Annotated in this window: 22 protein-coding genes; 17 read left to right on the top strand and 5 right to left on the bottom strand. The window is 32.8% G+C overall.

What is annotated here, in order from left to right; all coding sequences use genetic code 11:
- The first annotated feature begins 80 nt into the window (after window positions 1-80).
- The 5 genes from FN795_RS15980 (at window position 81) to FN795_RS16000 (ending at window position 9,880) form a co-directional block, all read left to right on the top strand.
- The gene (locus FN795_RS15980; protein ID WP_142451518.1) at window positions 81-3,236 is read left to right on the top strand and encodes a UvrD-helicase domain-containing protein; all 3,156 of its coding nucleotides are present in this window, start codon (window positions 81-83) and stop codon (window positions 3,234-3,236) included.
- An 80-nt stretch (window positions 3,237-3,316) separates the two neighbouring features.
- Window positions 3,317-4,510, top strand: coding sequence for a glycine C-acetyltransferase (gene kbl / locus FN795_RS15985; RefSeq protein ID WP_035653097.1), 1,194 nt, complete (start codon window positions 3,317-3,319; stop codon window positions 4,508-4,510).
- A gap of 113 nt (window positions 4,511-4,623) precedes the next feature.
- Complete coding sequence (locus FN795_RS15990; protein WP_142451519.1) at window positions 4,624-6,087, top strand: OmpA family protein; 1,464 nt, start codon at window positions 4,624-4,626, stop codon at window positions 6,085-6,087.
- A gap of 63 nt (window positions 6,088-6,150) precedes the next feature.
- Window positions 6,151-8,916, top strand: a complete 2,766-nt coding sequence (locus tag FN795_RS15995; RefSeq protein WP_142451520.1) for a PD-(D/E)XK nuclease family protein — start codon at window positions 6,151-6,153, stop codon at window positions 8,914-8,916.
- Window positions 8,917-9,208: 292 nt separating this feature from the next.
- Window positions 9,209-9,880 (top strand): ATP-binding cassette domain-containing protein, encoded by a 672-nt coding sequence (locus FN795_RS16000; protein WP_142451521.1) that lies wholly within the window; start codon window positions 9,209-9,211, stop codon window positions 9,878-9,880.
- A gap of 664 nt (window positions 9,881-10,544) precedes the next feature.
- Here FN795_RS16000 and FN795_RS16005 read toward each other — a convergent pair.
- Both FN795_RS16005 and FN795_RS16010 read right to left on the bottom strand, forming a co-directional pair.
- A complete protein-coding gene (locus FN795_RS16005) occupies window positions 10,545-11,318 on the bottom strand; it encodes an alpha/beta fold hydrolase (protein WP_142451522.1) in 774 nt (257 codons plus the stop codon).
- A 125-nt stretch (window positions 11,319-11,443) separates the two neighbouring features.
- Window positions 11,444-12,250 carry a TIGR00266 family protein gene (locus FN795_RS16010; protein WP_142451523.1) on the bottom strand — a complete coding sequence of 269 codons (807 nt, stop codon included), beginning with the start codon at window positions 12,248-12,250 and terminating at the stop codon, window positions 11,444-11,446.
- Between the two features lie 179 nt (window positions 12,251-12,429).
- Between FN795_RS16010 and FN795_RS16015 the strand changes: the two genes are divergently transcribed.
- Window positions 12,430-12,786 (top strand): hypothetical protein, encoded by a 357-nt coding sequence (locus FN795_RS16015; protein WP_042565526.1) that lies wholly within the window; start codon window positions 12,430-12,432, stop codon window positions 12,784-12,786.
- 89 nt (window positions 12,787-12,875) lie between these two features.
- Complete coding sequence (locus FN795_RS16020; protein WP_142451524.1) at window positions 12,876-13,394, top strand: ferritin; 519 nt, start codon at window positions 12,876-12,878, stop codon at window positions 13,392-13,394.
- A 54-nt stretch (window positions 13,395-13,448) separates the two neighbouring features.
- Here the strand turns inward: FN795_RS16020 and FN795_RS16025 are convergent, their stop codons facing one another.
- Both FN795_RS16025 and FN795_RS16030 read right to left on the bottom strand, forming a co-directional pair.
- Window positions 13,449-14,363, bottom strand: coding sequence for an alpha/beta fold hydrolase (locus FN795_RS16025; RefSeq protein WP_142451526.1), 915 nt, complete (start codon window positions 14,361-14,363; stop codon window positions 13,449-13,451).
- Window positions 14,356-15,648 (bottom strand): aminopeptidase P family protein, encoded by a 1,293-nt coding sequence (locus FN795_RS16030; RefSeq protein WP_142451527.1) that lies wholly within the window; start codon window positions 15,646-15,648, stop codon window positions 14,356-14,358. The genes FN795_RS16025 and FN795_RS16030 overlap by 8 nt, the downstream gene beginning before the upstream one ends.
- 311 nt (window positions 15,649-15,959) lie before the next feature.
- Here FN795_RS16030 and FN795_RS16035 point away from each other — a divergent pair, with 311 nt between their 5' ends.
- The 8 genes from FN795_RS16035 (at window position 15,960) to FN795_RS16070 (ending at window position 20,892) form a co-directional block, all read left to right on the top strand.
- Window positions 15,960-17,132, top strand: coding sequence for a DUF5018 domain-containing protein (locus FN795_RS16035; protein WP_142451529.1), 1,173 nt, complete (start codon window positions 15,960-15,962; stop codon window positions 17,130-17,132).
- Between the two features lie 65 nt (window positions 17,133-17,197).
- On the top strand, window positions 17,198-17,395 hold the full coding sequence (locus FN795_RS16040; protein ID WP_142451531.1) for a hypothetical protein: 198 nt from the start codon (window positions 17,198-17,200) through the stop codon (window positions 17,393-17,395).
- Window positions 17,386-17,847, top strand: coding sequence for a GNAT family N-acetyltransferase (locus FN795_RS16045; protein WP_244289992.1), 462 nt, complete (start codon window positions 17,386-17,388; stop codon window positions 17,845-17,847). Before FN795_RS16040 ends, FN795_RS16045 begins: the two co-directional genes overlap by 10 nt.
- Window positions 17,848-17,965: 118 nt before the next feature.
- Window positions 17,966-18,517, top strand: coding sequence for a hypothetical protein (locus tag FN795_RS16050; protein ID WP_142451532.1), 552 nt, complete (start codon window positions 17,966-17,968; stop codon window positions 18,515-18,517).
- Between the two features lie 454 nt (window positions 18,518-18,971).
- On the top strand, window positions 18,972-19,421 hold the full coding sequence (locus tag FN795_RS16055; protein WP_142451535.1) for a GNAT family N-acetyltransferase: 450 nt from the start codon (window positions 18,972-18,974) through the stop codon (window positions 19,419-19,421).
- A 17-nt stretch (window positions 19,422-19,438) separates the two neighbouring features.
- Window positions 19,439-20,191, top strand: a complete 753-nt coding sequence (locus FN795_RS16060) for a LytTR family DNA-binding domain-containing protein (protein WP_142451536.1) — start codon at window positions 19,439-19,441, stop codon at window positions 20,189-20,191.
- Between the two features lie 84 nt (window positions 20,192-20,275).
- Window positions 20,276-20,647 carry a hypothetical protein gene (locus FN795_RS16065; RefSeq protein ID WP_142451537.1) on the top strand — a complete coding sequence of 124 codons (372 nt, stop codon included), beginning with the start codon at window positions 20,276-20,278 and terminating at the stop codon, window positions 20,645-20,647.
- A gap of 59 nt (window positions 20,648-20,706) precedes the next feature.
- Complete coding sequence (locus FN795_RS16070) at window positions 20,707-20,892, top strand: hypothetical protein (RefSeq protein ID WP_142451538.1); 186 nt, start codon at window positions 20,707-20,709, stop codon at window positions 20,890-20,892.
- 210 nt (window positions 20,893-21,102) lie between these two features.
- Here the strand turns inward: FN795_RS16070 and FN795_RS16075 are convergent, their stop codons facing one another.
- On the bottom strand, window positions 21,103-22,464 hold the full coding sequence (locus FN795_RS16075) for a hydroxymethylglutaryl-CoA synthase family protein (protein WP_142451540.1): 1,362 nt from the start codon (window positions 22,462-22,464) through the stop codon (window positions 21,103-21,105).
- 335 nt (window positions 22,465-22,799) lie between these two features.
- On the opposite strand from FN795_RS16075, the gene FN795_RS16080 reads away from it, so the two are divergent.
- The gene (locus tag FN795_RS16080) at window positions 22,800-23,465 is read left to right on the top strand and encodes a succinate dehydrogenase cytochrome b subunit (RefSeq protein WP_142451542.1); all 666 of its coding nucleotides are present in this window, start codon (window positions 22,800-22,802) and stop codon (window positions 23,463-23,465) included.
- An 11-nt stretch (window positions 23,466-23,476) separates the two neighbouring features.
- On the top strand, window positions 23,477-25,477 hold the full coding sequence (locus FN795_RS16085) for a fumarate reductase/succinate dehydrogenase flavoprotein subunit (protein WP_142451543.1): 2,001 nt from the start codon (window positions 23,477-23,479) through the stop codon (window positions 25,475-25,477).
- Window positions 25,478-25,559 lie beyond the last annotated feature (82 nt).

Genomic DNA, 25,559 nt, shown 5'->3' on the forward strand with positions numbered 1-25,559 from the left:
TGTCGATTTCTCAGATTCTTTAGATTTTTCAATGGATAGTGTTTTATAAATACTATTTTTACCATACAAAAAATCGAATTATGCAAAGTCCGTCTTTCTCTATTTATGATGCTTCTGCAGGCTCAGGAAAGACTTATACTTTGGTTAAAGAATATCTTAAAATTATTCTTTCTTCGCCAAAAAACGATGCATATCGAAATATACTCGCGATCACTTTTACGAACAAAGCGGTTCATGAAATGAAAAGCCGTATTGTTGGTAGTCTTTCTGAATTTGCTAAAGATGAGCCTTCTGAAAAAGCAATTGCTTTGATGGAAGATTTGTCTCGGGAAACCGGACTTTCGATTATTAAAATCAAAATTAAATCGCAAAGCATCATCAAGCATTTGATTCATAATTATGCGGCTTTTGATATTTCGACAATTGATAAATTTACCCACAAAGTAATTCGGGCTTTTGCGCACGATTTAAATCTTCCAATGACTTTTGAAGTTACTTTGGATACTGAAAATTTATTAATCGAAGCAGTTGATGCAATAATTGCACAAGCGGGTCAGGATGAAACTTTGACCAATTTACTTATCGATTTTACAATGGAAAAAACCGACGATGATAAAAGTTGGGATGTTTCTCGTGAAATTTTAGAAACTGGTAGATTAGTGCTCAATGAAAACAATCGAAATGAAATTTTGCATTTTCACGATAAATCTATTGAAGAGTTTATCGAGATTAAAAAGAAAATGCTTGCGCTTTGCAAAGATCTGGAATCTGAAAACGAAGGTTGGGCAATAGATGCACTTTCGTTAATTGATAAAAACGGAATCGATTTAAAATCATTTTCACGTGGTACTTTTCCAAATCATCTAGAAAGTATTCGTGACGGAAAATTCAATCCAAGAAATAAAACTTTTCATGAGTTTGATGATATTGCAATTAATAAAACGGCTAAAGATCGAGCTTTAATTGAAAATATCATTCCAGATTTGCTTCAGATTTTGAGCAAGATTTACAAGAATTTCGAAAAAAGAGATTTTTATAAAGCTTTCCTGAAAAATATAACGCCACTTTCGCTGTTGAATACAGTAAGTAATGAATTGGCAAAAATACAGTCGGAACAAAATATTCTTTCCATTTCAGAATTTAATGCCATTATTCATCGGGAAATTCAGAACCAGCCTGCGCCTTTTATATATGAGCGTTTGGGAGAAAAGTATCGTCATTTTTTTATAGATGAATTTCAGGATACTTCTGAAATGCAGTGGCAAAATTTGATTCCGCTGATTGACAATTCACTTTCAGGTCAGGATGATTTAGGGAATAAAGGAACGCTCATGATTGTTGGTGATCCAAAACAATCAATCTATCGCTGGCGCGGAGGAAAAGCAGAGCAATTTATTGAGCTTAGTAAAGATGTAAATCCCTTTAATAATCCGGATAAAGAAATAAAGCATTTAAATACCAATTATAGAAGTTATAGTGAAGTTATTGATTTTAATAATGCTTTTTTTAAATTAATTTCTTCCGAATTTTCAAATGAAGATTATAAAGATTTATACGAAAATCACAGTTTTCAGAATTCAAATGCGAAAAAAGGAGGATATGTAAATATTTCATTTCTTCCAATTATTGAAAAAACTGATGCTGTAGAGGAAGAAGAAGTTGTTGAAAAATCAGATTTGTATGTTTTAGCAACTTTAAATACGATTCTAAAAGTTGTTAAACAAGGTTTTCAGTACAGAGACATTGTGATTTTGACTCGAAAAAGAGGTCAGGGAATTGCAATTGCAAATTATTTAACGGAGCAAAATATTCCGCTTTTGTCTTCAGAAACTTTAATGATTCAGAATGCTACTGAAGTTCGTTTGATAATTCATCTTCTAAAATATTTGAATAATAGCGCCGATTTAGAATCCAAAGCTAATTTTCTTCATTTTTTAGCCTCCAATATAAATCATAAAATGCCTATTCATGATTTTATTGAAAAAGGAATGTCAAATAGAGTAGAAGCCGATTTTGAAAAATGGCTTCTGACTTTTGATGTTTCATTGAATTTTGAAGATGTTAGAAAAAAATCATTGTATGAAGCTGTTGAAATTATCATTTCTAAATTCATTCCTTCAGAAGGAAATGCTTATGTGCAGTTTTTTCTGGACATTGTTTTAGAAAGAGATATGAGGAGTCAGGCTGGTATAGCCGACTTCTTAAGTTACTGGGATAAAAATGCTGAAAAATTCAGTATTCCGTCTCCGGAGGGAAATAATGCTGTTCGTATCATGACAATTCATAAATCGAAAGGTTTGGAGTTTCCGGTTGTGATTATGCCGTTTGCCGAAGAAGATTATAATAGAAAGCCAAAAGATAAATTATGGCTTGATGCTGAAAATGAAGATTTAGGTGTTCCTAAGGCTTTGATTGATAACAGCAGCGCGGTAGAAGGTTTTGGCGAAAGTGCTTCGGCGGTTTTTAATGTGAAAAAGCAGGAAGAATTATTGGATAATATTAATGTTTTGTATGTTGCTTTAACACGTGCCGAAGAACAACTATATGTTATTTCGCAATCTTTGAACGAAAGAAAAGATGGAGAATTCCCTAGTAATATGGCATCTTTTTTTATTAAATATTTGATTAATGAGGGGGTTTATGATTCAGGAAAATTAGAATATGAATTTGGAGATCCCGCAAAATTATCTTCTTCGGTTGAATTCACTGATTCAATAAAAGAGATTCCGGTTGTCAAAGAAGTTTTAAATCCAAAAAATATAAAAATTGCACAGAGAGAAGCTTTAATGTGGGGAACACATCAGCAGGAAGCAATTGCTTACGGTAATGTTGTTCATGAAATTTTGGCTTTTGTAAAAGATAAATCAGATATTGATTTGGCAGTTACAAAAGCAATTGAAGCGGGCTTAATAAAGATTGATCAGGTAGAGCAGGTTTTGAAAACGCTTCATGATATTGTGAATCATCCGGAAATTAATGTATGTTTCGAAGGAAAAGACAAGATTTTAAATGAGCAGAATATTATCCAGAAAGAAGGGAAAATTTTAAAACCGGATAGAGTTGTGCTTACAGAAGATAAAAATGCTTATTTGTTGGATTATAAAACCGGAGCAATAAATTCTAAATATAAGCAGCAACTTCAGGAATATGAAGACGCTATTGAGGATTTGGGATATAAAGTGTTAAAAAAAGCATTGGTGTATATAGGAACCGAAATCGATGTAGTAAATTTGTGAAAAAATTAATCAGATGTTAAAGATAAACACACTTATTTTAGGTTTAAGTTGTTAATTTTTAACGTTTTAAATATAAGGAAATGTACGGTAAAATTAAAGAACATCTGCAAAATGAATTGCAGACTATTGAAGAAAACGGAATTTTTAAAAAAGAACGTATTATAACTTCAGCTCAAGGTGCTGAAATTACAATTTCTACAGGAGAAACTGTATTGAATTTTTGCGCAAACAATTATTTGGGACTTTCTTCTCATCCAGAAGTAGTGCAGGCCGCAAAAGATGCAATGGATACGCATGGATTTGGAATGTCGTCTGTTCGTTTTATTTGCGGAACACAGGATATTCATAAAACATTAGAAAAAAAGATTGCAGATTTTTATGGAACAGAAGATACCATATTATATGCTGCAGCTTTTGATGCTAATGGAGGTGTTTTTGAACCTTTATTAGGTGAAAATGATGCTATTATTTCAGATAGTTTAAATCATGCTTCTATTATAGATGGGGTTCGTTTGTGTAAAGCGGCTCGTTATCGTTATGAAAATAGCAATATGGAAGATTTGGAGCAACAGTTGATTAAAGCAAATGAAGCCGGAGCTCGTTTCAAATTAATTGTTACAGATGGTGTTTTCTCTATGGACGGTTTAGTGGCGCCTCTTGATAAAATTTGTGACTTAGCAGATAAATATGATGCGATGGTAATGGTTGATGAGTGTCATGCAGCAGGATTTATCGGTGCAACCGGAAAAGGAACTCTTGAGGCAAAAGGAGTTATGGGACGTGTTGATATTATAACAGGTACCTTAGGTAAGGCTTTAGGAGGTGCAATGGGAGGATATACAACAGCTAAAAAAGAAATTATCGAGATATTACGCCAGCGTTCTCGTCCTTATTTGTTCTCAAATTCTTTGGCTCCTGCTATTGTTGGTGCTTCCATTAAGGTTTTTGAATTATTGGAAAAAGATACTTCATTGAGAGATAAGTTAGAATGGAATACAAATTATTTCAAAGAAGGAATGAAAAAAGCAGGTTTCGATATCATTGACGGAGATTCTGCAATTGTTCCTGTTATGTTATATGATGCTAAATTGTCGCAGACTATGGCAAATGCATTATTAAAAGAAGGAATTTACGTAATCGGATTCTTTTTCCCAGTAGTTCCAAAAGACAAAGCAAGGATACGCGTTCAACTTTCAGCTGCGCATACTAAAGAGCACTTGGACAAGGCAATAGAAGCTTTTACATTAACAGGTAAAATGTTAAAAGTTATATAATTACCATATTCTGTAAATTTTTGTAGGTTTTTTTTAACATTTCATTTTGTATTTAAAAAATTTGGTGTTACTTTTGCTTGTAATTAACTAAATTGTAATTAAAAAAATTAAGTATGAAACATCTTAACAAACTTTTAGTTGCTGTGATGATGGTGATGGGTTTAAGTTCTCACGCACAAGACAGTAACAATCCATGGGCAATCTCATTTGGGGTTAATGCAGTGGATACCAGAACAAGTTCTGGAGCAGGACATGGTTTCTTTGATCAGCACTTTTCTCAGCCATTCGCTGTAAAAGACAACTGGAATATTCTTCCTTCATTATCTTACATTGGTGTGTCTAGATATGTTGGTAGTGGATTTTCTGTTGGTTTGCAAGGTTCTGTAAACAAAATTGATAAATTCGTTAGCTTTGCTCCATATGCTCCAGGGCATGACGGAAGAGGGAATGTTGTAACTAATCCTGGTGACTTAATGTACTACGGAATTGATGCTACTATCAAATACAGCTTCCAAGAATTAATCAAATCTAAAGTGATCGATCCTTCGTTATCTGTTGGTGGTGGTTATACTTTCTTAGGAGATAATAGCTACGGAACTGTTAACCCAGGTGCTGGTTTAACTTTCTGGTTTACTGATGCTATTGGTCTTGAGTTAGCTACAAGATACAAATGGGCTGTTAGTGGAGATAGAGTTGATGCTTCTGGAGCTCCAGATGCTGTTTCTCACTTCCAACACACAGCAGGTCTTATCTTCAAATTCGGAGGTAAAGATACTGACGGAGACGGAATCTATGATAAAGATGACGCTTGTCCAGATGTTGCTGGTTTAAAACAATTCAACGGATGTCCTGATACTGACGGAGATGGAATCGTTGATGCTTCTGACGCTTGTCCAGATGTATTTGGTTTAGCTGCATTAAACGGATGTCCTGATACAGACGGAGACGGAATTGCTGATAAAGATGATGCTTGTCCAGATGTTGCTGGTTTAGCTGCTTTAAAAGGTTGTCCTGATACTGACGGAGACGGAATCGCTGATAAAGATGATAAATGTCCTACAGTTGCTGGTCCAAAAGAAAACGGTGGTTGTCCTTTCTTAGACGCTGACAAAGATGGTGTTGCTGATAAAGATGACGATTGTCCTACAGTATACGGTCCTGCTAGTAACAGAGGTTGTCCAGAAGTAACTTCTGAGGCTTTAGAAGATCTTAAAGTTCAAGCAAGAGCAGTTTACTTCAACTCAGGTAAAGCTACTTTCAAAACAGGAGATAAAGAAACTCCAGCTAGATTAGATGCTATTAAAGAAATCCTTAAAAACTATCCAAACGCGAAATTCTCTATCGAAGGACACACAGATAGTACAGGTTCAGCTAAAATCAACCAAAAACTTTCTGAAGATAGAGCGAAAGCTGTATTGGATGCTTTAGTTGAAAGAGGTGTTAATGCTGAAAACTTAGAGTCTAAAGGATTTGGATCTTCTCAACCAGTTGCAAGTAATAAAACTGCTGCAGGTAAAGCTCAAAACAGAAGAACTGAAATCAGACACATTGGTTCTAAATACCAAGGTAAACTATAATTTACTTTGTAAATAATACTTAAAAGCCATTCTTAATTGAATGGCTTTTTTTATTTTTATAAAATGATAAACACTTCTTTTCTTGAAAAAATTGCAGCTGTAGTTATTCAGAATTATGAAACAAAGCTTGCTGAAACAACTATTATTCTGCCTAATAAAAGAGCGAAGGTTTTTTTAATTGAAGCTTTAAAAAAAGAAACTCACAAAACTATTCTTTCGCCGGATATCATTAGCATTGAGGATTTTGTTCAGGACGTGGCTTCAATTCGTTCAATAGATTCAATCGAGCTTTTGTTTGAATTTTATGAAGTGTATTTGTCTGTTACAGAAAAACAGCATCAGCAGTCATTTGAATTATTTGCTAATTGGGCCAAAACACTTTTACAGGATTTTAATGAAATTGATCGATATCTTCTAGATCCGAACCATGTACTTTCTTATTTGAAAGATATTGAGGATATAAAAAAGTGGGGAGTCGAAGTAGAAAACAAAACAAAACTTTTAGAGAATTATATTGATTTCTGGAAGCTTCTTCCTTTGTATTATGACGCATTATATAATCATTTGTTAAACAAAGCAATTGGTTATCAAGGTTTGATTTATCGAGAAGCTGTCAATAATCTTAATCATTTCTCGAATACGGTTTCAAGCCGTTCTTTTATCTTTGCAGGCTTTAATGCGTTAAATGCTGCTGAAGAGAAAATAGTGCAACATTTATTGGCTATGGATCAGGCAAAAATATACTGGGATACAGACCAGACCTTTTTGAATGATCCTTATCACGACGCGGGGCTTTTTGTAAGGCGTTTTAAAGAAAGCTGGAAGTATTATAAATCGCATCCTTTTGAATGGATTGTAGATGATTTTTCGCAATCCAAAAATATTCAGGTAATTGGTTCGCCAAAAACTATCGGCCAGGCAAAAATTGCAGGAAGTATAATTGAAAATTTAATTACCGAGAATCCTGCCGGATCTTTAGATAAAGTTGCGGTGGTTTTAGGTGAGGAAAGCTTGCTGATTCCGGTTTTGTATTCGTTGCCTGCTTCAGTTGGTGCTTTGAATATTACCATGGGATATTCTGGTAAAAACAATCCGTCACAGATTTTAATTGCTAAATTGTTTAAAATGCATACAAATGCGCTTTCGCGAAAGGGCGACAGTTATGTATTTTATTATAAAGATGTTTTAGATGTTTTAACACATCCGCTTGTGGCTCCTTATGCAAATGCAAATCATCTGGTTAAGATTATCAAAGAGAATAATTACACTTTTATTTCTCATAACAGAATAATTGAATTGTATGGTCATTCATCTAATCTGTTCGATTTATTATTTAAAAAATGGGAAAGCGGTTCATTAGCTGTACTTGAAAATATTTCAGCACTTTTGCTTTTGATCAAAACAAATTTTGATAAGGATAATGAAGAGGAGAAAATTGCAAAATCTTTTGTTTATGCTGTTTTTAAAGTCATAAATAAACTTATCAATTATTACACTAGTCATAATCATATTGATAACATTGATACGCTTCACGCCATTTACAAACAAATTATTGATGTTGCTGAAGTTTCATTTGAAGGTGAACCTTTGCGTGGACTTCAAATAATGGGTGTTCTTGAAAGTCGTGTTCTCGATTTTGATACGGTTATTATAACTTCAATGAATGAAGGAAAATTTCCGGCTGGGAAATCTCAAAATTCCTTTATTCCTTATGATGTAAAAAGAGAATTGGGTTTGCCGACTTTTAAAGAAAAAGATGCAATTTATACGTATCATTTTTATCATTTACTTCAGCGTGCCAAAAATATCTATCTTATTTACAATACTGAAAATGATGGATTAGATGCAGGTGAAAGAAGTCGTTTTATCACACAGTTAGAGGTGGAAAAACAACCTAGGCATAATCTGACTTTTGATATTTATAATCCGGTTTTACCTTCAACGGCATATCAGCCAATGGTGATTCCAAAATCGGAGGCTGTTATGAACCGATTGAAAGAGATCGCTTTAGCGGGATTTTCTCCTTCTGCACTGACAAGTTATATTCGAAACCCGATTGATTTTTATTTCCAAAAAATACTTCGAATCCGTGAAGTAGAAGAAGTAGAGGAAAATATCGCGTTGAATACTCTCGGAACGATAATACACGAAACGTTAAAAGCGCTTTACGAACCTTTTATTGGTCGATTTATTTCTGAAGAAGATATAACAAAATGCTTTAAACTTCTTGATGAAGAGGTTTTAAAACAATTTAAAGTAGTTTATAAAGAAGGTGAAATTAAAAAAGGCCGAAATCTTTTAGCTTTCGAAGTTGCAAAACGAAATGTTTTTAATTTTCTGAAAGTGGAATTAGAAGCAATTCGAAATGGAGACGCAATTAAAATTATTGCTTTAGAGCAAACATATCAGCGCGAACTCACACATCCAAGTTTGCCATTTCCGGTTCTTATAAAAGGAAATGTTGACCGAATTGAACAGCGAAATGGAAAAATAAGAATTATTGATTATAAGACAGGAAAAGTCGAAAAGGCGAATGTTGTACTCAAAACATGGAACGGATTGACCAATGAGCTTAAAAACGACAAAATCATTCAGGTTTTAGCTTATGCATTCATGTTTGAAAAAGAAGCTGGCAACATGCCTATTGAAGTTGGAATTATTTCATTTAAGAATCTAAAATCAGGTTTTTTGCCTTTTATATTCAAAGAAGAAAAAGATTTGGATACAACTGTGTCTGAGCAAACTCTCGCTTTGTATCTGAAAGAAATAGTTTTGCTTTTGAATGAAATTTTTGACACTACAATTCCTTTTGAAGAAAAAATAAATTAATGATCAGAAAGCTACTAAACATATTCGAGTTTTTTAAAACAACATTGATAGTTAACTTGTTGGTTTCTGCAATTGCTGTTTTTTTGGGTGGTTTTGATTATTTCTTTATATGGTTTCTAAGTTTTGGTTTTTTAGCCAGCATCGGTTTCAAGGAATTTTATCGCAAAAAAAATTATTTGTTTTATTTCAATAATGGTGTTTCAAAAATCCAACTTATGTTATTTAGTTATCTGATGACTTTTTGCACCGCAATTTTATTTGGTTTAATCGTCTTTTTAAAAAATAAATTATTTTGAAAAAACATACTTTGGAAATTAGCGGGATTCAGAAAAGATTTGGAGATAAAACGATACTTTCTGATGTTTATTTGAAATGTGAAACTTCAGAAATTATTGGATTGCTCGGGAGAAACGGCTCTGGAAAATCTACTTTGTTGAAAATTGTAGCCGGTTTAGAATCAGTTCCGGATCGTTGTGTTCGAATCGATTCTGTTTCTTTGAATATTAAAAATGCATTGATGAATAATGTCAGTTATTTGGATCAGGATCAGTTTATTCCGAATCATCTTTCTGTTCAAAAAGTGATTGCACTTTCAATTGATAAAGAAAATAGAATTAATTTTTGTGAAGATCAGTTTATCAAAAAGCTTCTAAACAAAAAAATAAGACATTTGTCAACGGGCGAATTACGTTATCTGGAAATAAAAATTGTGCTTTCCAATTCATCCTTGTTTGCATTGCTCGACGAACCTTATAATGGACTTTCTCCGCTGATGATCGAAACTATAAACGAAATGATAAAAGGCAGCTTAAACAAAAAAGGGATTATTGTTACGGACCATAACTATCAGAATGTAGTAAAAATCGCAAATCGGCTGGTTTTGATAAAAGACGGAAAGACTCATCCAATAAAAGAAAAAACCGAACTTGTCGAAAAAGGATATCTTACAAGTATGGCTTTTTAATTGGTTTAGTAACCAGATGTTTTTTTTAAAGAAGCCTTTCTTTTCAAGCCCTTGCGAATCTGGACTGTTTATTTTTCCGTTTTCAAAACTAGATTTCGTAGCCTTAATCACTTTGATACATAGATTAAATAGTATTTCTGAAACAGTTTTTATCTTTGCAATTATTTATGCATTTCTATAAAAATACTTCCTCGTGTAAACTTTAATGGCCTATACAGCTATTAAAAATGAATTTTATGGAACAAAATGTTATTATTTTCAATGAATCTTTTTTTTCTGTTGTTTTTTTTTGCGCATTTTCTTCTAAAAAAAGCCAATAATTATGCTATAAATAAAAGTGATTCAAAAGATTATACAGCGATTTTTTTTAACAAGTGTTTATCGCACAATTATGTTAATTAAAATATCTTTGAGACTTCTTAGAAGGAAAATCGATTTAGAAAAGAGAAGGGCATAATTTGTAATGTGTCTGAGAATGTGAATAATGGGATCTTCAACAAAGAATAATTAGAAGTAAATCATAGATTAACGAGAGTGACTTTGTCTAAATTTAAGAAAGACATTGTTGCCAAATTATAATTTTTTGCCCCCACAAAAGGAAGAAAAGGCTGTTTTCGATATTTTTCGAGATGGCCTTTTCTGATTTAAAAAGCTTTCGTTTCTTTTAAAAGAAGTTGTTTAAAATGCTTTTCAGTTCGTCTTTATTTTCAATATGGCTCATATGCCCATCTTCAAACGAAACTAATTCTGCAGTAGTGTCTTCGATTTGCGATAAACTGTCCTCATAATTTAAAACCGGGTCTTTTTTGCCTAAAATCAATAAAAGCGGAAAACGGTTTTCGTGTAAAAGCCATTCTCTGTCTTTTCTGATTTTCATTCCTTCGAGTGATGCTACAATTCCCTGTAAAGGTGTTTTTAAAGCTTCTTCTTTTACTTTTTCAATTTCATTTGCCAGACGAATTCGGTTGTTTTCACTAAATAAATTTGCAATCGCTAAACTCACAAAACCTACATAATTTTGTTTTACGGCTTTTATGGCACGAGTTCTGTTCAGTTTTTTTTCGACGCTGTCTTCTTTTGAAGTGGAATTCAGTAAAACTAATTTTTTGATTTTATCTGGAAATAATTCGGCGAAAGCCAAACCAACATATCCACCCATTGAATGGCCAAGAATTGTTGCTTTTTCTATATTTAAATATTCCAAAACTTCATTTACAGCATTTGCATTTTCCTCCATTTCATGCACATATCCCAAAGAATCAGATTCGCCGTGACCTAATAAATCAATGGTAATGACACGATTTTTTTCTGAGAAAAGTTCAATATACTCTTTCCACATTTTTTTATTTTCTAAAAAGCCGTGCAACAGAACAATTGCGTTTCCTTTTCCTGAATCTGTAAAAGATATTTTGGTGTTTTTATATAGAATGTTTTTCAAAATGATAGTTTAAAATGTAAAATGCAAAGGTACTAATTGAAGAACCATATAGAAAATATAAGTTTATTGCAGTCAAAAAAAACGGCCTTCATTTCTGAAAGCCGTCAATTATAGATTTATAAAAATTAAAAACGATTGTCTCCATCTAAAAGATTTCCCAATCCGCCTAAGAGGCTTCCTTCGTCACGACTGTTGCCGCCTGATCTTGGTGCCGATGCTATGATTCTGTCAGCTAATCTGCTGAAAGGTAAAGATTGTATATAAACTGTTCCGGGACCGCGAAGAGTAGCATAAAACAAACCTTCACCACCGAAAAGAGAATTTTTGATGCCACCAATAAATTCAATATCATAATCGACATCTTTGGTGAAACCTATAATGCAACCAGTATCTACTTTTAGAACTTCTCCAGAGGCTAATTCTTTTTTAGCCATTGTTCCGCCAGAATGTACAAATGCCATTCCGTCTCCTTCTATTTTTTGCATGATGAATCCTTCACCACCGAAAAGACCTCGGCCCAATTTCTGAGAGAATTCTATACCGACAGAAACGCCTTTGGCAGCGCATAAGAACGAACTTTTTTGACAAATAAATTTGCCTTGAAATTGGGTTAAATCAATTGGAAGAATTTTTCCTGGATAAGGTGATGCAAAGGAAACTTTGCTTTTAGTATTTCCTTGATTTAAAAATGCTGTCATGAATAGGCTTTCACCGGTAAGAACTCTTTTTCCGGCATTTAACAGTTTGCCAAATAGTCCGGAACCAGCTTGTTGGTTGGATCCGTCGCCAAAAATGGTTTCCATTTGAATGTTGTTTTCCATCATCATAAAACTCCCAGCTTCTGCAATTACTATTTCTTGCGGATCCAGCTCTATTTCGACATATTGCATTTCTTCTCCAAAAATGTGATAATCTATTTCGTGTGCTTGCATGATTTCTGAATTTTTGTTTTTTTAAATTAGACTAATAATGCTGCAGAATGTTACAATCTTTAGTGTACTTCAGCTGTTTTTAAGAACATTAACAGTTTTTGTTATTTTAAATTAGTCTTAATTATGTTTTTTATTGCTTTAAATTCTATATTTTTGCACCGTTATTATATTTTATCAGAATGGCATTAGTTAGTGATTTGACCACCAAAGTATTATTTGAAACCGAAAAAGGATACAGTTATCAATGTGATTTGACCAATAGCATAATTATTAATTTTGTTGATACAGTGTCAAGTTATAAAATTCATGATTTTTTGATTTTTCAAAGAAAGGTTAATAGCGTTGACATTCTCAATATGCTTTACGACTTGTCTGATCAGTCAGACGCACAGTTGATTGAAACTACCAAAAGAAATTTTTCCCGAAATCTTACAATCTGCGAAATAGTGCAGTTGAGAGATTTATTAAACGGAACTAAATTCACCCTTACTTTACACTCTTTGCTTTGCAATACGGTCAACGTAGAGCTTATTTAGATTCTTACTTAGATTAAATCCAAATTTTCAGGCACTTAGAGTTGCCGTCTTTAATTTTTGTAATTTTACACGTATAAAAATTTAAGGTTATGAAAGATTTACTAAGAACAAGTACTTCATTAGTTGAAGGAATCGAAAATATATTGAACTTACAGGCAAAATTAGAAAGCGATGCTTCTAATAAATATTTAGCTATGGCTGCATGGTTGGATAGAAACGGTTATGCAAATACAGCATCTTACATGTACAAGCAAGCCGAAGAAGAAAGAGAGCATTTCCTAAAAGTTTTCAAATATATTACAGATATGGGAGGGATTGCAATTACGCCATCTGTTCCGGAAGTGCAGCAAGAATTTGCTTCTTTTAGAGAAGTATTTGAAATTGCTTTGCAAAACGAAATTGCAGTTACTCAGGCAATCAATAAAGTAATCGCAAAATGTAGAGCTGAGAATGATTATGCTACAGAAGATTTTATGATGTGGTATGTGGCTGAACAAAGAGAAGAAGAGAAAAACGCAAGAAGAGCTTTAGAACTTTTTGAATTAATCAACGGAAACGAAGCTGACGGTAAATTTCAATTGGATGTTCAGATTTCAAAAATCGGATAAATAAAACGTTTATAAAATTAAAAAGCCCTTAATATTTTAAGGGCTTTTTAATTTTTATGATTTTAAAAATGAATTGATATCCGAGAAATATTTTTCTCTTGCATCAAGCCATCCGTAATGTTTAGAATGTTCTAATAAAATCAGTTTTGAGTTTGGGTATGTTTGTTTTGCCAATTCTCCAATTTCATTGCTGATAATATCTTCTTTTCCCTGAATAATTAAAACGGGATTTTTGAAATTCTTCAATTTGTCTTTACAGTCAAAATTCATCTTCTGCATATCTGCCCATAACAAGCCGTTTATTGTCGAATTTCCCTGAGTTAATCTTTCAGCAATTATTGGTAGAAACTTTCGATCGTACACATACGCCGGTGCCATAGCTCTCCCGCGTGCTAAGCGTGCAGTGTGAGAAGTATCACCTTTTTCGATTTTGTCGTTCCAATAATCCATTGAATCTTTTTCGACTTTACTTAGGTTTTTTTCAATCAAATTCGGGCCTTTCAATAAACTCAAATCAACACCGCCGGAAGACGATAAAACTAATTTGTTAATGCTATTTGGATAAATCGTCGCGTAATAGGAACCAAGCATTCCTCCAAAAGAATGTCCTAGAATATTCCATTTTTTGATTTTAAGATGTTTTCTTAATGACTCAATATCATCGGCCATTATTTTCATTGAAATCGTCTTAGCATCTATTTTTGAAAGTTTCGATTTTCCAGTTCCTCTTTGATCGTAAATAATTGTTTGCTGATTTTCGCCCAAAGTTTTCGCCATATCTTCAAAGCCATTACTGTTCATTCCCGGGCCGCCGTTGATAATCAAAAGCGGTTCACCTTTTCCGAACGTTTTGTAATAGGTTTTGCTCGAATCATTGTTGGTTGCGTAACCTTCTGTTTGCGCGAAAATGTTTCCGGCAATTAATAAAAAAGCAAATAGAAAAATCTTTTTCATCATGAAATTATTCATTCATCAAAGTTTCGATTTCATCCACTTCAACCGGAATATTGCGCATCAAGTTAAAAGGTTCTCCTTTTTCCTGAACGACAACGTTATCCTCTAAACGAATTCCGAATTTCTCGTTCGGAATATAAATTCCTGGTTCAACTGTGAAAACCATATTAGCTTTCATTGGTTCATGAAGTAAACCGTAATCGTGCGTGTCTAATCCCATGTGGTGAGAAGTTCCGTGCATGAAGTATTTTTTATACGCTGGCCATTCTGGATTTTCGTTCTGAACATCAGCTTTGTCTATTAAACCTAAACCTAATAATTCAGAAGTCATGATTTTACCCACTTCAACATGATATTGTTTCCAAAGTGTTCCTGGCGTAAGCATTTTTGTAGCTTCGTTTTTAACTCTCAACACCGCATTATAAACTGCTTTTTGACGCTCAGAAAAACGTCCTGAAACTGGAATTGTTCTCGTCATATCACTTGAATAATTTGCATATTCAGCTGCAACGTCCAACAAAATCAAATCTCCGTCTTTACATTGCTGATTGTTTTCGATATAATGCAAAACATTGGCATTGTTTCCAGAAGCAATAATTGGCGTGTAAGCAAAGCCTTTAGAACGGTTACGGATAAATTCGTGAGCTAATTCAGCTTCGATTTCATATTCGGTAACATTTGGTTTTACAAATCCTAATAATCTGCGGAAACCTTTTTCTGTAATATCACAGGCGTGCTGAATCAAATCGATTTCTTCGCTTTCTTTTACAGAACGAAGCCTTTGCAAAATCGGATTACTTTTCGCTACGTTGTGCGCTGGATAACGTTCTTTCCACCATTTTACAAAACGAGCTTCGCGTGTTTCTGTTTCAACAGTTGCGCGGTAATGTTCGTTAGTATTGATGTACATTGTATCAGCATACGTCATCATTTCGTTCAAAACTTTATGAAAATCCTGTAGCCAATAAACTGTTCTAATTCCTGAAACCTGAAAAGCACGTTCTTTAGTCAGTTTTTCACCTTCCCAAACTGCAATATGATCGTTGGTTTCTCTTAAAAAAAGAATTTCTCTTTGGTGCTCATAAGGTGCATCCGGAAACAAAAGCAAAACACTTTCTTCCTGATCTACACCACTCAGATAAAAAATGTCTCTGTGTTGTGCAAACGGCAAAGTACTGTCGGCACTAATTGGGTAAATGTCATTTGAATTGAACACGGCAACAGAATTAGGTTTCATTTCTGCCATGAATTTTCTGCGGTTTTTTACAAAAAGAGCGCTGTTTATTTGATGATATTTCATAATAACTTAGTTTTTGAACTTCGAATTTCAAAATTACGTTTTTTCGGTAAACAGCACGAAATTGATTTCTTAAAGTTTTATTATTTGTTTTGGTTCTAATTTTTTAGCCACAGATTTAAAAAGTGGTTCAAGAAAAATATTGAATATAATCGGATCATTTTGAGCGGCAAAGAATATTCGAGGCAATTGAGATGCGATTTGTTTAAATTAAAATTAAAATTAATTGATGATTTTTCTGGAAATTGTGGTTTTCCGTAAAGAAATCGTTTTATAAAAAGTAATATTTGTGACCTATAAGCTAATCTAAAATTATGAAAACAAAGATTTACCAATTTACCCTATTACTTTTTTCGTTTTTAATGTTCTCATGCGTTTCCGAAGTGAGTTTAAGTGCAGACAACACGATACAATCTTTTACTATTACCAAAGAAAACATCAAGAAGGAATTTACGATTAGTGCAAACTCAATTAGTGGAAAAGTTGAAAGTACTTTTGAATTAACTGATGTAAGCGTAGCTATTTTAATTCCGAAAGGCGCAAAAATAAGCCCAGATCCAGCTACGATTAAGTCGATTAACGGGCCATTGGTTTTTGCAGTTACAGCTGAAAATGGTGAAATCAAAAATTATACTGTAGATATTAGCAGAGAACCAAGCACAGATAATTTTATTTTAGAATTAAATATTAAAACTCCAAATTTATCATTAAGTGGTGCTATTAACAAAGAAACAGGCTTCATAACAAAGAGAATACCTGAAAATAATGATCTTAAAAATTTAAACGTAGAAGTCAAATTTTCAAAATATGCTACAATAACACCTGATCCCAAAACCATAAAAGATTATTCTTCGCCAGTAAATTTTACAGTGAAGTCAGAATCTGGAGTAGAAAAGGTGTATCAAGTGAAGCTGGAATATATGGATATGTATAAAATAAGATCATGTACTGAAGCAAATGCGTGGAAATGGTTTGGTGGTGATAGTAGAAATAATGCTCCAGATATATTAGCTTACGATAGAAATGTGGGAACCGGACAAGTTGTAATAGTAGATAAAAATTTAGTTCCTTCTACTTTTAGTATTCATCTTCGTGAAGGATTTACATACTATGATGAGAAACTAAGATATAATAAACCAGTAACGTTGAAATTAATTGTTAAGGATTCAAATCTTAATATTATAGGTGCTACGACGACAGAGGTTTCAGGAGATTTCAATGGAGGTTTTATTCCGTTTGATGTGCAAAAACTAAATCTTTATTTAGAAGCTAATAAAGCGTATAGTTTTTATTGGTATCTAATTGATGGGGAGAAATTAGGTATTTATGCTGGAAGTTCAGCAAACAATAATGCCGGAGATGGATTCTGTTTTAATAGCAGTTATTCAGGAGAATCAAGAATTAGCAAAAAAAATAGCCTGGAAGATTCTAGTGTTTGGTTTAACCACGATTGGCATTTTAATATACAATTAGAAGGAAAAGAATAATTTTAAAAACCGGAGTATTTTATGCTTCGGTTTTTTTGTAATTCGAAAACTGGAATTCTAAAAGATTGCTTTCCTTATGCGCAACATTTTCTAAAACAAAATATATCGTTTTTGAATTAGCAGGACAAGGACCTGTTGATGCAAAAGAAACGTATGATATTGTTAGAAATGAAATTAGAAAAGGAGGCTCTGCAATACTTATAGATTGGACTACCGATATGAAAGATGATTGTGATAAGTTTATAACTTTAGAATGGCTATAATTGATATAGAAATCATGAAATTAAACCAAAATATAAGAAAAATAGAAGCTAAAGACCTAGACTTCATCTACAAATCAATCTGCGAACTCGAAAACGAAATTTTAGATTTTGAAGTTTTCGAAACAATATTCAATGAAAACATTTCCAATTCAAAAAATCTTTATCTAATTGCCGAAAACGAAAATGAAGGTTTAGGATTTATTAGTTTTCACACACAAAATCTTTTACATCATTGCGGATTAGTTGGTGAAATTCAAGAGTTTTTTGTTCATCAAAAATATCGCGGACAAGGTGTTGGAAGATTATTGATAAATGAGATTTTAAATTTTGCAGAGGAAAATAATTTAAAAAGCATTGAAGTAACAACAAATAAAAAGCGAGTAGAAAACGTAGCGATTTATGAGAATCTTGGTTTTACTTTGAGTCATAATAAGTTTACGATTTATAAGTAATGACTTTTTTTAAATGTAGGAATTTCTATATTGTCTAACAGATTTAAATATTTATCCGCGAATAAACACTAAAAATATTTTAATTAATTCTTTAATAATAAATCACACAGCAAAATTTATGGGAAAGCTTTTTGAAAAATTAAAACTAAAAGACCAATTTGATTACGCTTTAGAAATAGATAAAGATGTTTTTTTTGAAAACCTTAGTGAAATAGTGGACAAAGGCTCTTCTAGTGATTTTGCTTCTAGACAGTTTGATCGATTTGTTGACGGTGATAATGATTATGTCGGATCTGTTTCTAAGAATGATTTCAGAATAAGGAAACGTTATGTATCTTTTAGTAATAATAGTTCGATTGCAATTGGAAAAATTAATATCAAGAATAATACTGTTTCGGTAAGTACTTCGGTAACCGCTTTTAACGATAATAATACTTTTGCGCCAATTGTATTTCTGATACTTTACATAGGATTTTCATTTTATTGGTATTCTCATTTTCCAGAAAGTTTTTGGACTTTATTTAGAAATATTACAATTCTTTATGTTTTGATGCTTGTATTTCTATTTGTTTTAATGAGGAAAGCTGTGGTGAATTTAAGAGGTGATCTGGAAGCAGATTTCGATTTTATTCAAATAAAAAATAAAAAGAAGACTGATGAAGTGAATTGATAAACATAAAACTTTTTCATTTCTCCTTGCATGTAAATGACAACATTTTGGTTAAATCTGATTTCATAGAATCAGAATGAAAAAAAACGTAAAACAAAATATTATGATATAAATTGCAAGTAATAAGAAAAGATATTTGCTGACTATCAGAATAATATTTCTTGTGTTTACAATTGTAGTTCTTCTGCTTTTTATTAATAATCAATATGAGAATTCATATTCTCAATTTGTATTATACAAGGCCAATCGCTATGGAGAATTTAAACCGTTAATTAATTATAGAAATTATGATACGGTAAGATTGCAGAAACTATTTATAGAATACGGGGTTGAGTATAAAAAAGAAAAAGATTTTTTTTTAATTAAAAATAAAGATTTACACTTTAATGATTTAATGTATACGATATCAGATCAGTATTTTCGTCATGAAAGATAAGTTTATCATTTATAAGTAATGAAAATAGAAAAAGCTAACATAAACGATAACGAAATTCTCACAACAATAACCAAAAAATCAAAAGCCTATTGGGGATATTCTGATGAACAAATTCAAAAGTGGGATAGAAATTTAACCGTTACTCAAGATTATATTCGAGAGAATAATTCATTCAAATTGATAGAAAATGATTTGATTATAGGTTACTATTCTTATATTTTTAAAGATGTAAAAACTGTAAAGCTTGATAATTTATTTATCTTGCCAGAACATATAGGAAAAGGATTTGGAAAATATTTACTTCTTGATTTTTTAAATAAAATGAAAGAAGAAAAAATAGAAAGAATCATTCTCGATTCAGAACCAAATGCGGAAAGTTTTTACTCCAAAATGGGATTTGTAAAAATTGGAGAATTCGAAACTTCTATAAAAAACCGCTTCATGCCTATTATGGAAATGAAACTTTAAAATCGGATTAAAAAAAAGTGAAACAGCTAAATATTTCCATAAAGCATAATCTTGTAATTGGTTTACTGATTACTTTATGGCTTTTCGTTTTTGCTTTCATCATAAAACCTTTTGATGACGGAACCATAAATTTTAGAGCTTGGTTTTTAATCAGTTTTGGATTTAGTGTTATGGCGTTTTTGTGTTATGGTTTTTTAACGATTATTCAAAAAAGCTTTTATAAAAGACTAGGAAAATGGAATGTCGGTTTAGAAATAACAGCGATTTTTTTATTTCATGTACTATATCTGATTGGGGATTTTACCTTTTACAAAAGCCCAATTTTAAATGGCGGATATAATTTTTCAGAATTCTTTTTTATCATATTTATAAAAGTCGCTTTGATTTTAACTCCGGTAATTATTCTGGCAAGAAGATATTTGATAAAATTGATTCCATTAAAAGATGATGTTTTAATTATTAAAGGGGAAAATAGATTAGACATTTTAAAAATCCAGAAAGCCGATTTGGTCTGCGTATCTAATGCACAAAATTATGTTGAGATTTTTTACATCGAAAATGATAAACTTCATTCGAAACTTATTCGATCTTCGCTTAAAAAAGTTCAAGATGATTTTGGTTTTTTAATTCAAATACATCGTTCGCATTTAATAAATCCGGTACATTTTAAATCCTGGAGAAACACAAATACAATAATTTTGACCCAAATCGAACTTCCAGTTTCGAAAAATTATCGAGATGTTTTATTGGCATTGCAATTTTGTATCTAAAAACAATAAATTTCGTATTGAAATATTTGCTCTGTTTTTTTATTTGAAAGTTGTATTTTCGTTCCATAATCTAAACTTAAAAGATTGAAAAAAAATCTGAAATACCTAATCACACTCTTTCTGACTTTTGTCGTGATTGCAGGAGATGGTACTTTATGTTCTCAATCTAAATCGGCTGACTATTATCAATCTTCGTTTGTAGTTTTAAGAAGAGAATTGAATCTTAAAAGCTCTCGTTTATACAAATTCGGGCAGGTTACTTCTTGGGAAGAAACAAGATTTTCAATTGTTTTGATTTTTCTTAAAACCGAAAATATTTTTACTTTTCAAATTAAAAAATTGCAGAAACTGCAAAATCTGCGTCATCTAAAAATAACTTCATTTATAAAACAATCAGTTTTTATAAATGAAATAATCACTTCAAAACACTTCGGTAAAAGTTTATACAACGCTTAAGAAAATTTATTTCTAAGCATAGATGAAATAAAAATGTCTAATCATTTATCATTTTCAAAATGTATAAACAAAATAAACAAACACGTTTGGAGCAATCCAAGCGATCACTTTTTCATTGGATAAAAAGAAAAACACTTTTAATAATAACCGCTTTTATGCTCGGAATGTCAAACGGAATGAATGCCGAAGATCGCTCAATTAATGGGAGTTTTGTGCAGACGGAACAACAGGATAAAAAGGATTGATCACCTGTTATTTAACCGCAAAGCACGCAAGGTTTTTTTGTGATATCTAAATAAACGCGAAGTTCGCAAAGCTTTGTATTCATGAAAAGCTTTGCGAACTTTGCTTAATCCTTTGCGAACTTTGCGGTTAAATTTAAAACGCATAAAAAAAACCGAAACATCAAGCTTCGGTTTTGGAATTTGGCCCCGATAGCTATCGGGAGGAATTTCTTAATCAATCCATTTATAATAACGAGCTCCAATCAAAACAGGAATTTCTTTTTCAATTCGATCTAAAATCCATTCGTTTTTCGGAGTTCTCACGCTTTGTTTTTGTTCTTTTTTGTGAAGACTTTCGTAAGTATTGAAATCAATTTCTATGCTTTCGGCTAAATTTTCAAAAAGCTTTACGTTTTCTAAAACCGATTTCCATTCTGGTTGAATCGTTCCTTCAAAAACTTTTGATTTCGATCCGCTTCCGTAAGCTAGGAAACCAAATTTAGTTCCGGAAACTTCTTTATTTGTATCGTAAAAATGAGCCAAAGTCGACAACAATCCCATGAAAATAGAACCAGTGTAAAGATTTCCAATTAAAGAAGAAGCCAATTCAGCAGGCTGTAATTTCTCAGTTACAAAACTTCTGTAATCCTCCGATTTTGCTACTTCTTTAATTTTGGTCTGATAATCTGCTGGCGCAATATCATCAGCAATAATTTTTTCGGCACTGTCTAAAGCATAAATTTCAGACAACATTCTTCTTCCTTGGAAAGAATACGGCAAGTGCATTACGATACTATTCCAAGTGTTGTATAAAGTTTCGGTAGTATTTTTTAATTTTTTGAATGAGAAGTAAGCATTTCGCGTACGACCCATATAACATTGGTTCGAATATTGACCGTCAAAAACCGGCTGGTCTTTATGGATCTCGATTTCAGCTTCTAAATTGTCAAACCAGGAATCGTTGTTGGTGTTTTTTGTAATTTCTTCTTTAGAAATAGTTCTGTATGGTTTAAAGAAATCAAAAACACCTTTTGTGCTTGTTGCCCAATTGTCATCAAAAGCAATAATTTTAGGGTTTGCAGTTACCAACATCGCAACAGCTCCGGCACCTTGTGTATATTCTCCACCTGAATTTAAATCGTATTTTGCAAAATCAGTTGCAACAACAATTGCTTTTTTAGTTGGGTTTAATTTCACAAAATCAAGGCAGTTTTGCAAAGCGTCAACACCACCAATACAAGCAAAAGTAAAATCTACAACATCGCATTCTGCTAAAGAATCTTCTCCAAATTTTTGCTCCATTAAATTAATTAAATAAGAAGCAATTGGTTTAGAACTGTCGATACCACTTTCAGTACCAACATAGATTCGGCTTATTTCGTTAAGATTGATTTTATTGTCAAGGATTAGTTTTGTTAAAGCGTTTGCTCCAAAAACAACAGCATCCTGATGAACATCTGGAAAGGTCATTTTTAGTAGTCCAAGACCTTTTTCTAATTTTTCTGGTTCAATATTTCTGGCAACAGCCAAAGTTTTTATGGGTAAATGTATGTTTGCTACATCAAAAGAGATAGCATCAATTCCTGTTTTCATTCTTATTTTTTTGAGCCGCTAAAGGTAAAACTATGTTATGGAATGACAATTTTTTGCTCGTATAAAATTAAGTGTGGCTGGCACTTTTGAAGAAAACAAATCAAAACTTTGAATAAAATAACAATATGATAAATTTTTAGTAATCTGAATACGTATTAAAATTAACAGAAAGTGACTGTAAAGCAATTTTTTAGATTTGCTATACTAAATTTATACGTAAAAATACGTATGCGCAGTCTATTTTAAAATGATTATAAATAACAACGAAATGGTTGTAGTTCTTTTGTATTTGAGTTATTTTTGTGTAATTTTTTAAAACAAACTACTTAACACTTATGGCACAATCTGCACAGTTGAATGCTTCCATCTTAAAGAAAGTGGCTATGGCTCTTTCGGGAATATTCTTAATCACGTTTTTAGCGCTGCATGTTTCCTTAAATTTTATTTCTATTATTAGTGAAGATGTTTTCAATGAGGCTTCTCACTTTATGGGATACAATCCGCTGATCCAGTATGTAATGCAGCCAGTTTTGGCATTCGGAGTAATTTTCCATTTCGTTATGGGATTTGTACTGACGGCACAAAACAGCGCGGCAAGGCCAATTGCTTATGCAAAATACAACGGAGCTGCTAATGCTTCTTGGAGTTCTAGAAATATGATTATTTCTGGATTGGTTATTTTGGCTTTCTTAGGATTGCACTTTTATGATTTCTGGTTTCCTGAAGTTACCTATAAATATATTGCAGGTACAGCGCCAGATGCTACAAGGTATTATGGAGAGTTAGTTCATAAATTCCACGATCCAATCCGCACAGGATTATATTGTGTGGCTTTTGTGCTTTTAGGTTTCCACTTATGGCACGGGTTTGCATCTTCTCTTCAATCTGTAGGGATGCACAACAAATATTCTAGATTCTTAAGTAAAGTAGGTTACTGGTTCGCAGTTGTAGTTCCAGCTCTTTTCATAATTATCGCATTATTTCATCATTTCAATAATTAATATCAATTATAATGGCATTAGATTCAAAAATTCCAAGTGGTCCTATAGCGGACAAATGGACAAATTATAAAGATCATATTAATTTAGTAAACCCTGCTAACAAACGTAATTTAGATATTATCGTTGTTGGTACAGGTTTGGCTGGAGGTTCTGCGGCGGCTACTTTGGCTGAGTTAGGATATAACGTAAAAGCATTCTGTTTCCAAGATTCTCCACGTCGTGCGCACTCTATTGCAGCACAAGGAGGTATCAACGCAGCAAAAAATTATAAAGGTGACGGTGACTCTATTTACAGATTGTTTTATGATACTGTAAAAGGGGGTGACTACCGTGCACGTGAGGCAAATGTTTACCGTTTGGCTGAAGTTTCGGGAAATATTATTGACCAGTGTGTGGCTCAAGGGGTGCCATTGGCTCGTGAATATGGCGGACTTTTAGATAACCGTTCTTTTGGAGGAACTTTGGTTTCTCGTACATTCTACGCACAAGGACAAACAGGACAGCAATTATTGTTAGGGGCTTATTCTGCAATGAACCGTCAGATTGGTCGTGGAAAAATCAAAATGTACAACCGTCACGAAATGCTTGACATTGTAATCGTGAACGGAAAAGCGAGAGGTATTATCGCTCGTAACTTAATCACTGGAGAAATAGAAAGACATTCTGCTCACGCTGTAGTTGTTGGTTCTGGAGGATACGGAAACGTGTTTTTTCTTTCAACAAATGCTATGGGAAGTAACGCAACAGCAGCTTGGAAAATTCATAAAAAAGGAGCGTTTTTCGCAAATCCTTGTTATACACAAATTCACCCAACATGTATCCCGGTTTCAGGAGATCACCAGTCTAAATTGACGTTGATGTCTGAGTCTTTACGTAATGATGGTCGTATTTGGGTACCAAAAAACTTGGAAGATGCAAAAGCTATCCGTGAAGGAAAGAAAAAAGCAACTGATTTATCTGAAGACGAAAGAGATTATTTCTTAGAAAGAAGATATCCTGCTTTTGGTAACTTAGTTCCTCGTGACGTTGCGTCTCGTGCTGCTAAAGAAAGATGTGATGCTGGTTTTGGAGTTAACAAAACGGGTGAAGCAGTTTACTTAGATTTCGCAGCGGCAATTAAACGTTACGGAACTGAAGATGCTTATGTAAAAGGTTTAGATGATAAAGATACTGCTCTTGTAACTAAACTAGGAGCTGCTATCGTGAAAAGTAAATACGGAAACTTATTCCAAATGTATTACAAAATCGTTGATGAAGATCCTTACACAACACCAATGATGATTTATCCAGCGGTTCACTACACAATGGGAGGAACTTGGGTTGATTATAACTTAATGACTACAATTCCTGGATGTTTCTCAATTGGAGAGTCTAACTTCTCTGATCACGGTGCAAACAGACTTGGAGCTTCTGCTTTAATGCAAGGTTTAGCTGATGGATATTTCGTATTGCCATATACTATCGGAGATTATTTAGCTCCGGATATTAAAATGGGAGAAATTTCTACAGACTTGCCAGAATTCGTTGAAGCTGAGAAAGCGGTTGTAGATCAAATTAATAAATTTATCAATAATAACGGAACACATTCTGTAGATTATTTCCACAAAAAACTTGGAAAAATCATGTGGAATAAAGTAGGTATGGCTCGTAACGCTAAAGGTTTAGCTGAAGCTATCGAAGAAATTGCTGCTTTACGTGAAGAGTTTTATAAAGATGTAAAAGTTCCAGGAAAGGCTAACGAATTTAATCAGGAATTAGAAAAAGCAACTCGTGTTGCCGATTTCTTGGAATTAGGAGAATTGTTCGCGAAAGATGCTTTACACCGTAATGAATCTTGTGGAGGTCACTTCCGTGAGGAATACCAAACAGAAGAAGGGGAAGCACTTCGTGATGATGATAACTTTGCATACGTTGCAGCTTGGGAATACAAAGGAAAACCAAGTGATGCAGTATTACATAAAGAACCTCTTAATTACGAAAATATTAAATTAGTTCAAAGAAGTTATAAATAAGAATTTGGTCGAAAGCCAAAGTCTTAAAGTCAAAAGGCAAAATGTGCCAAGCGACTTTCGACTTTCGACTTTATGACTTTCA

Source organism: Flavobacterium resistens, assembly GCF_900182645.1.
Taxonomy (GTDB): Bacteria; Bacteroidota; Bacteroidia; order Flavobacteriales; family Flavobacteriaceae; genus Flavobacterium; species Flavobacterium resistens.

Excerpts from the sequence above, each read along its gene's own strand:
- FN795_RS15980 (WP_142451518.1), top strand. The coding sequence starts at position 81 with ATGCAAAGTCCGTCTTTCTCTATTTATGATGCTTCTGCAGGCTCAGGA.
- kbl (WP_035653097.1), top strand. The coding sequence starts at position 3,317 with ATGTACGGTAAAATTAAAGAACATCTGCAAAATGAATTGCAGACTATT.
- FN795_RS15990 (WP_142451519.1), top strand. The coding sequence starts at position 4,624 with ATGAAACATCTTAACAAACTTTTAGTTGCTGTGATGATGGTGATGGGT.
- FN795_RS15995 (WP_142451520.1), top strand. The coding sequence starts at position 6,151 with ATGATAAACACTTCTTTTCTTGAAAAAATTGCAGCTGTAGTTATTCAG.
- FN795_RS16010 (WP_142451523.1), bottom strand. The coding sequence starts at position 12,250 with ATGCAAGCACACGAAATAGATTATCACATTTTTGGAGAAGAAATGCAA.
- FN795_RS16015 (WP_042565526.1), top strand. The coding sequence starts at position 12,430 with ATGGCATTAGTTAGTGATTTGACCACCAAAGTATTATTTGAAACCGAA.
- FN795_RS16020 (WP_142451524.1), top strand. The coding sequence starts at position 12,876 with ATGAAAGATTTACTAAGAACAAGTACTTCATTAGTTGAAGGAATCGAA.
- FN795_RS16025 (WP_142451526.1), bottom strand. The coding sequence starts at position 14,363 with ATGAATAATTTCATGATGAAAAAGATTTTTCTATTTGCTTTTTTATTA.
- FN795_RS16030 (WP_142451527.1), bottom strand. The coding sequence starts at position 15,648 with ATGAAATATCATCAAATAAACAGCGCTCTTTTTGTAAAAAACCGCAGA.
- FN795_RS16035 (WP_142451529.1), top strand. The coding sequence starts at position 15,960 with ATGAAAACAAAGATTTACCAATTTACCCTATTACTTTTTTCGTTTTTA.
- FN795_RS16045 (WP_244289992.1), top strand. The coding sequence starts at position 17,386 with ATGGCTATAATTGATATAGAAATCATGAAATTAAACCAAAATATAAGA.
- FN795_RS16050 (WP_142451532.1), top strand. The coding sequence starts at position 17,966 with ATGGGAAAGCTTTTTGAAAAATTAAAACTAAAAGACCAATTTGATTAC.
- FN795_RS16055 (WP_142451535.1), top strand. The coding sequence starts at position 18,972 with ATGAAAATAGAAAAAGCTAACATAAACGATAACGAAATTCTCACAACA.
- FN795_RS16070 (WP_142451538.1), top strand. The coding sequence starts at position 20,707 with ATGTATAAACAAAATAAACAAACACGTTTGGAGCAATCCAAGCGATCA.
- FN795_RS16075 (WP_142451540.1), bottom strand. The coding sequence starts at position 22,464 with ATGAAAACAGGAATTGATGCTATCTCTTTTGATGTAGCAAACATACAT.
- FN795_RS16080 (WP_142451542.1), top strand. The coding sequence starts at position 22,800 with ATGGCACAATCTGCACAGTTGAATGCTTCCATCTTAAAGAAAGTGGCT.
- FN795_RS16085 (WP_142451543.1), top strand. The coding sequence starts at position 23,477 with ATGGCATTAGATTCAAAAATTCCAAGTGGTCCTATAGCGGACAAATGG.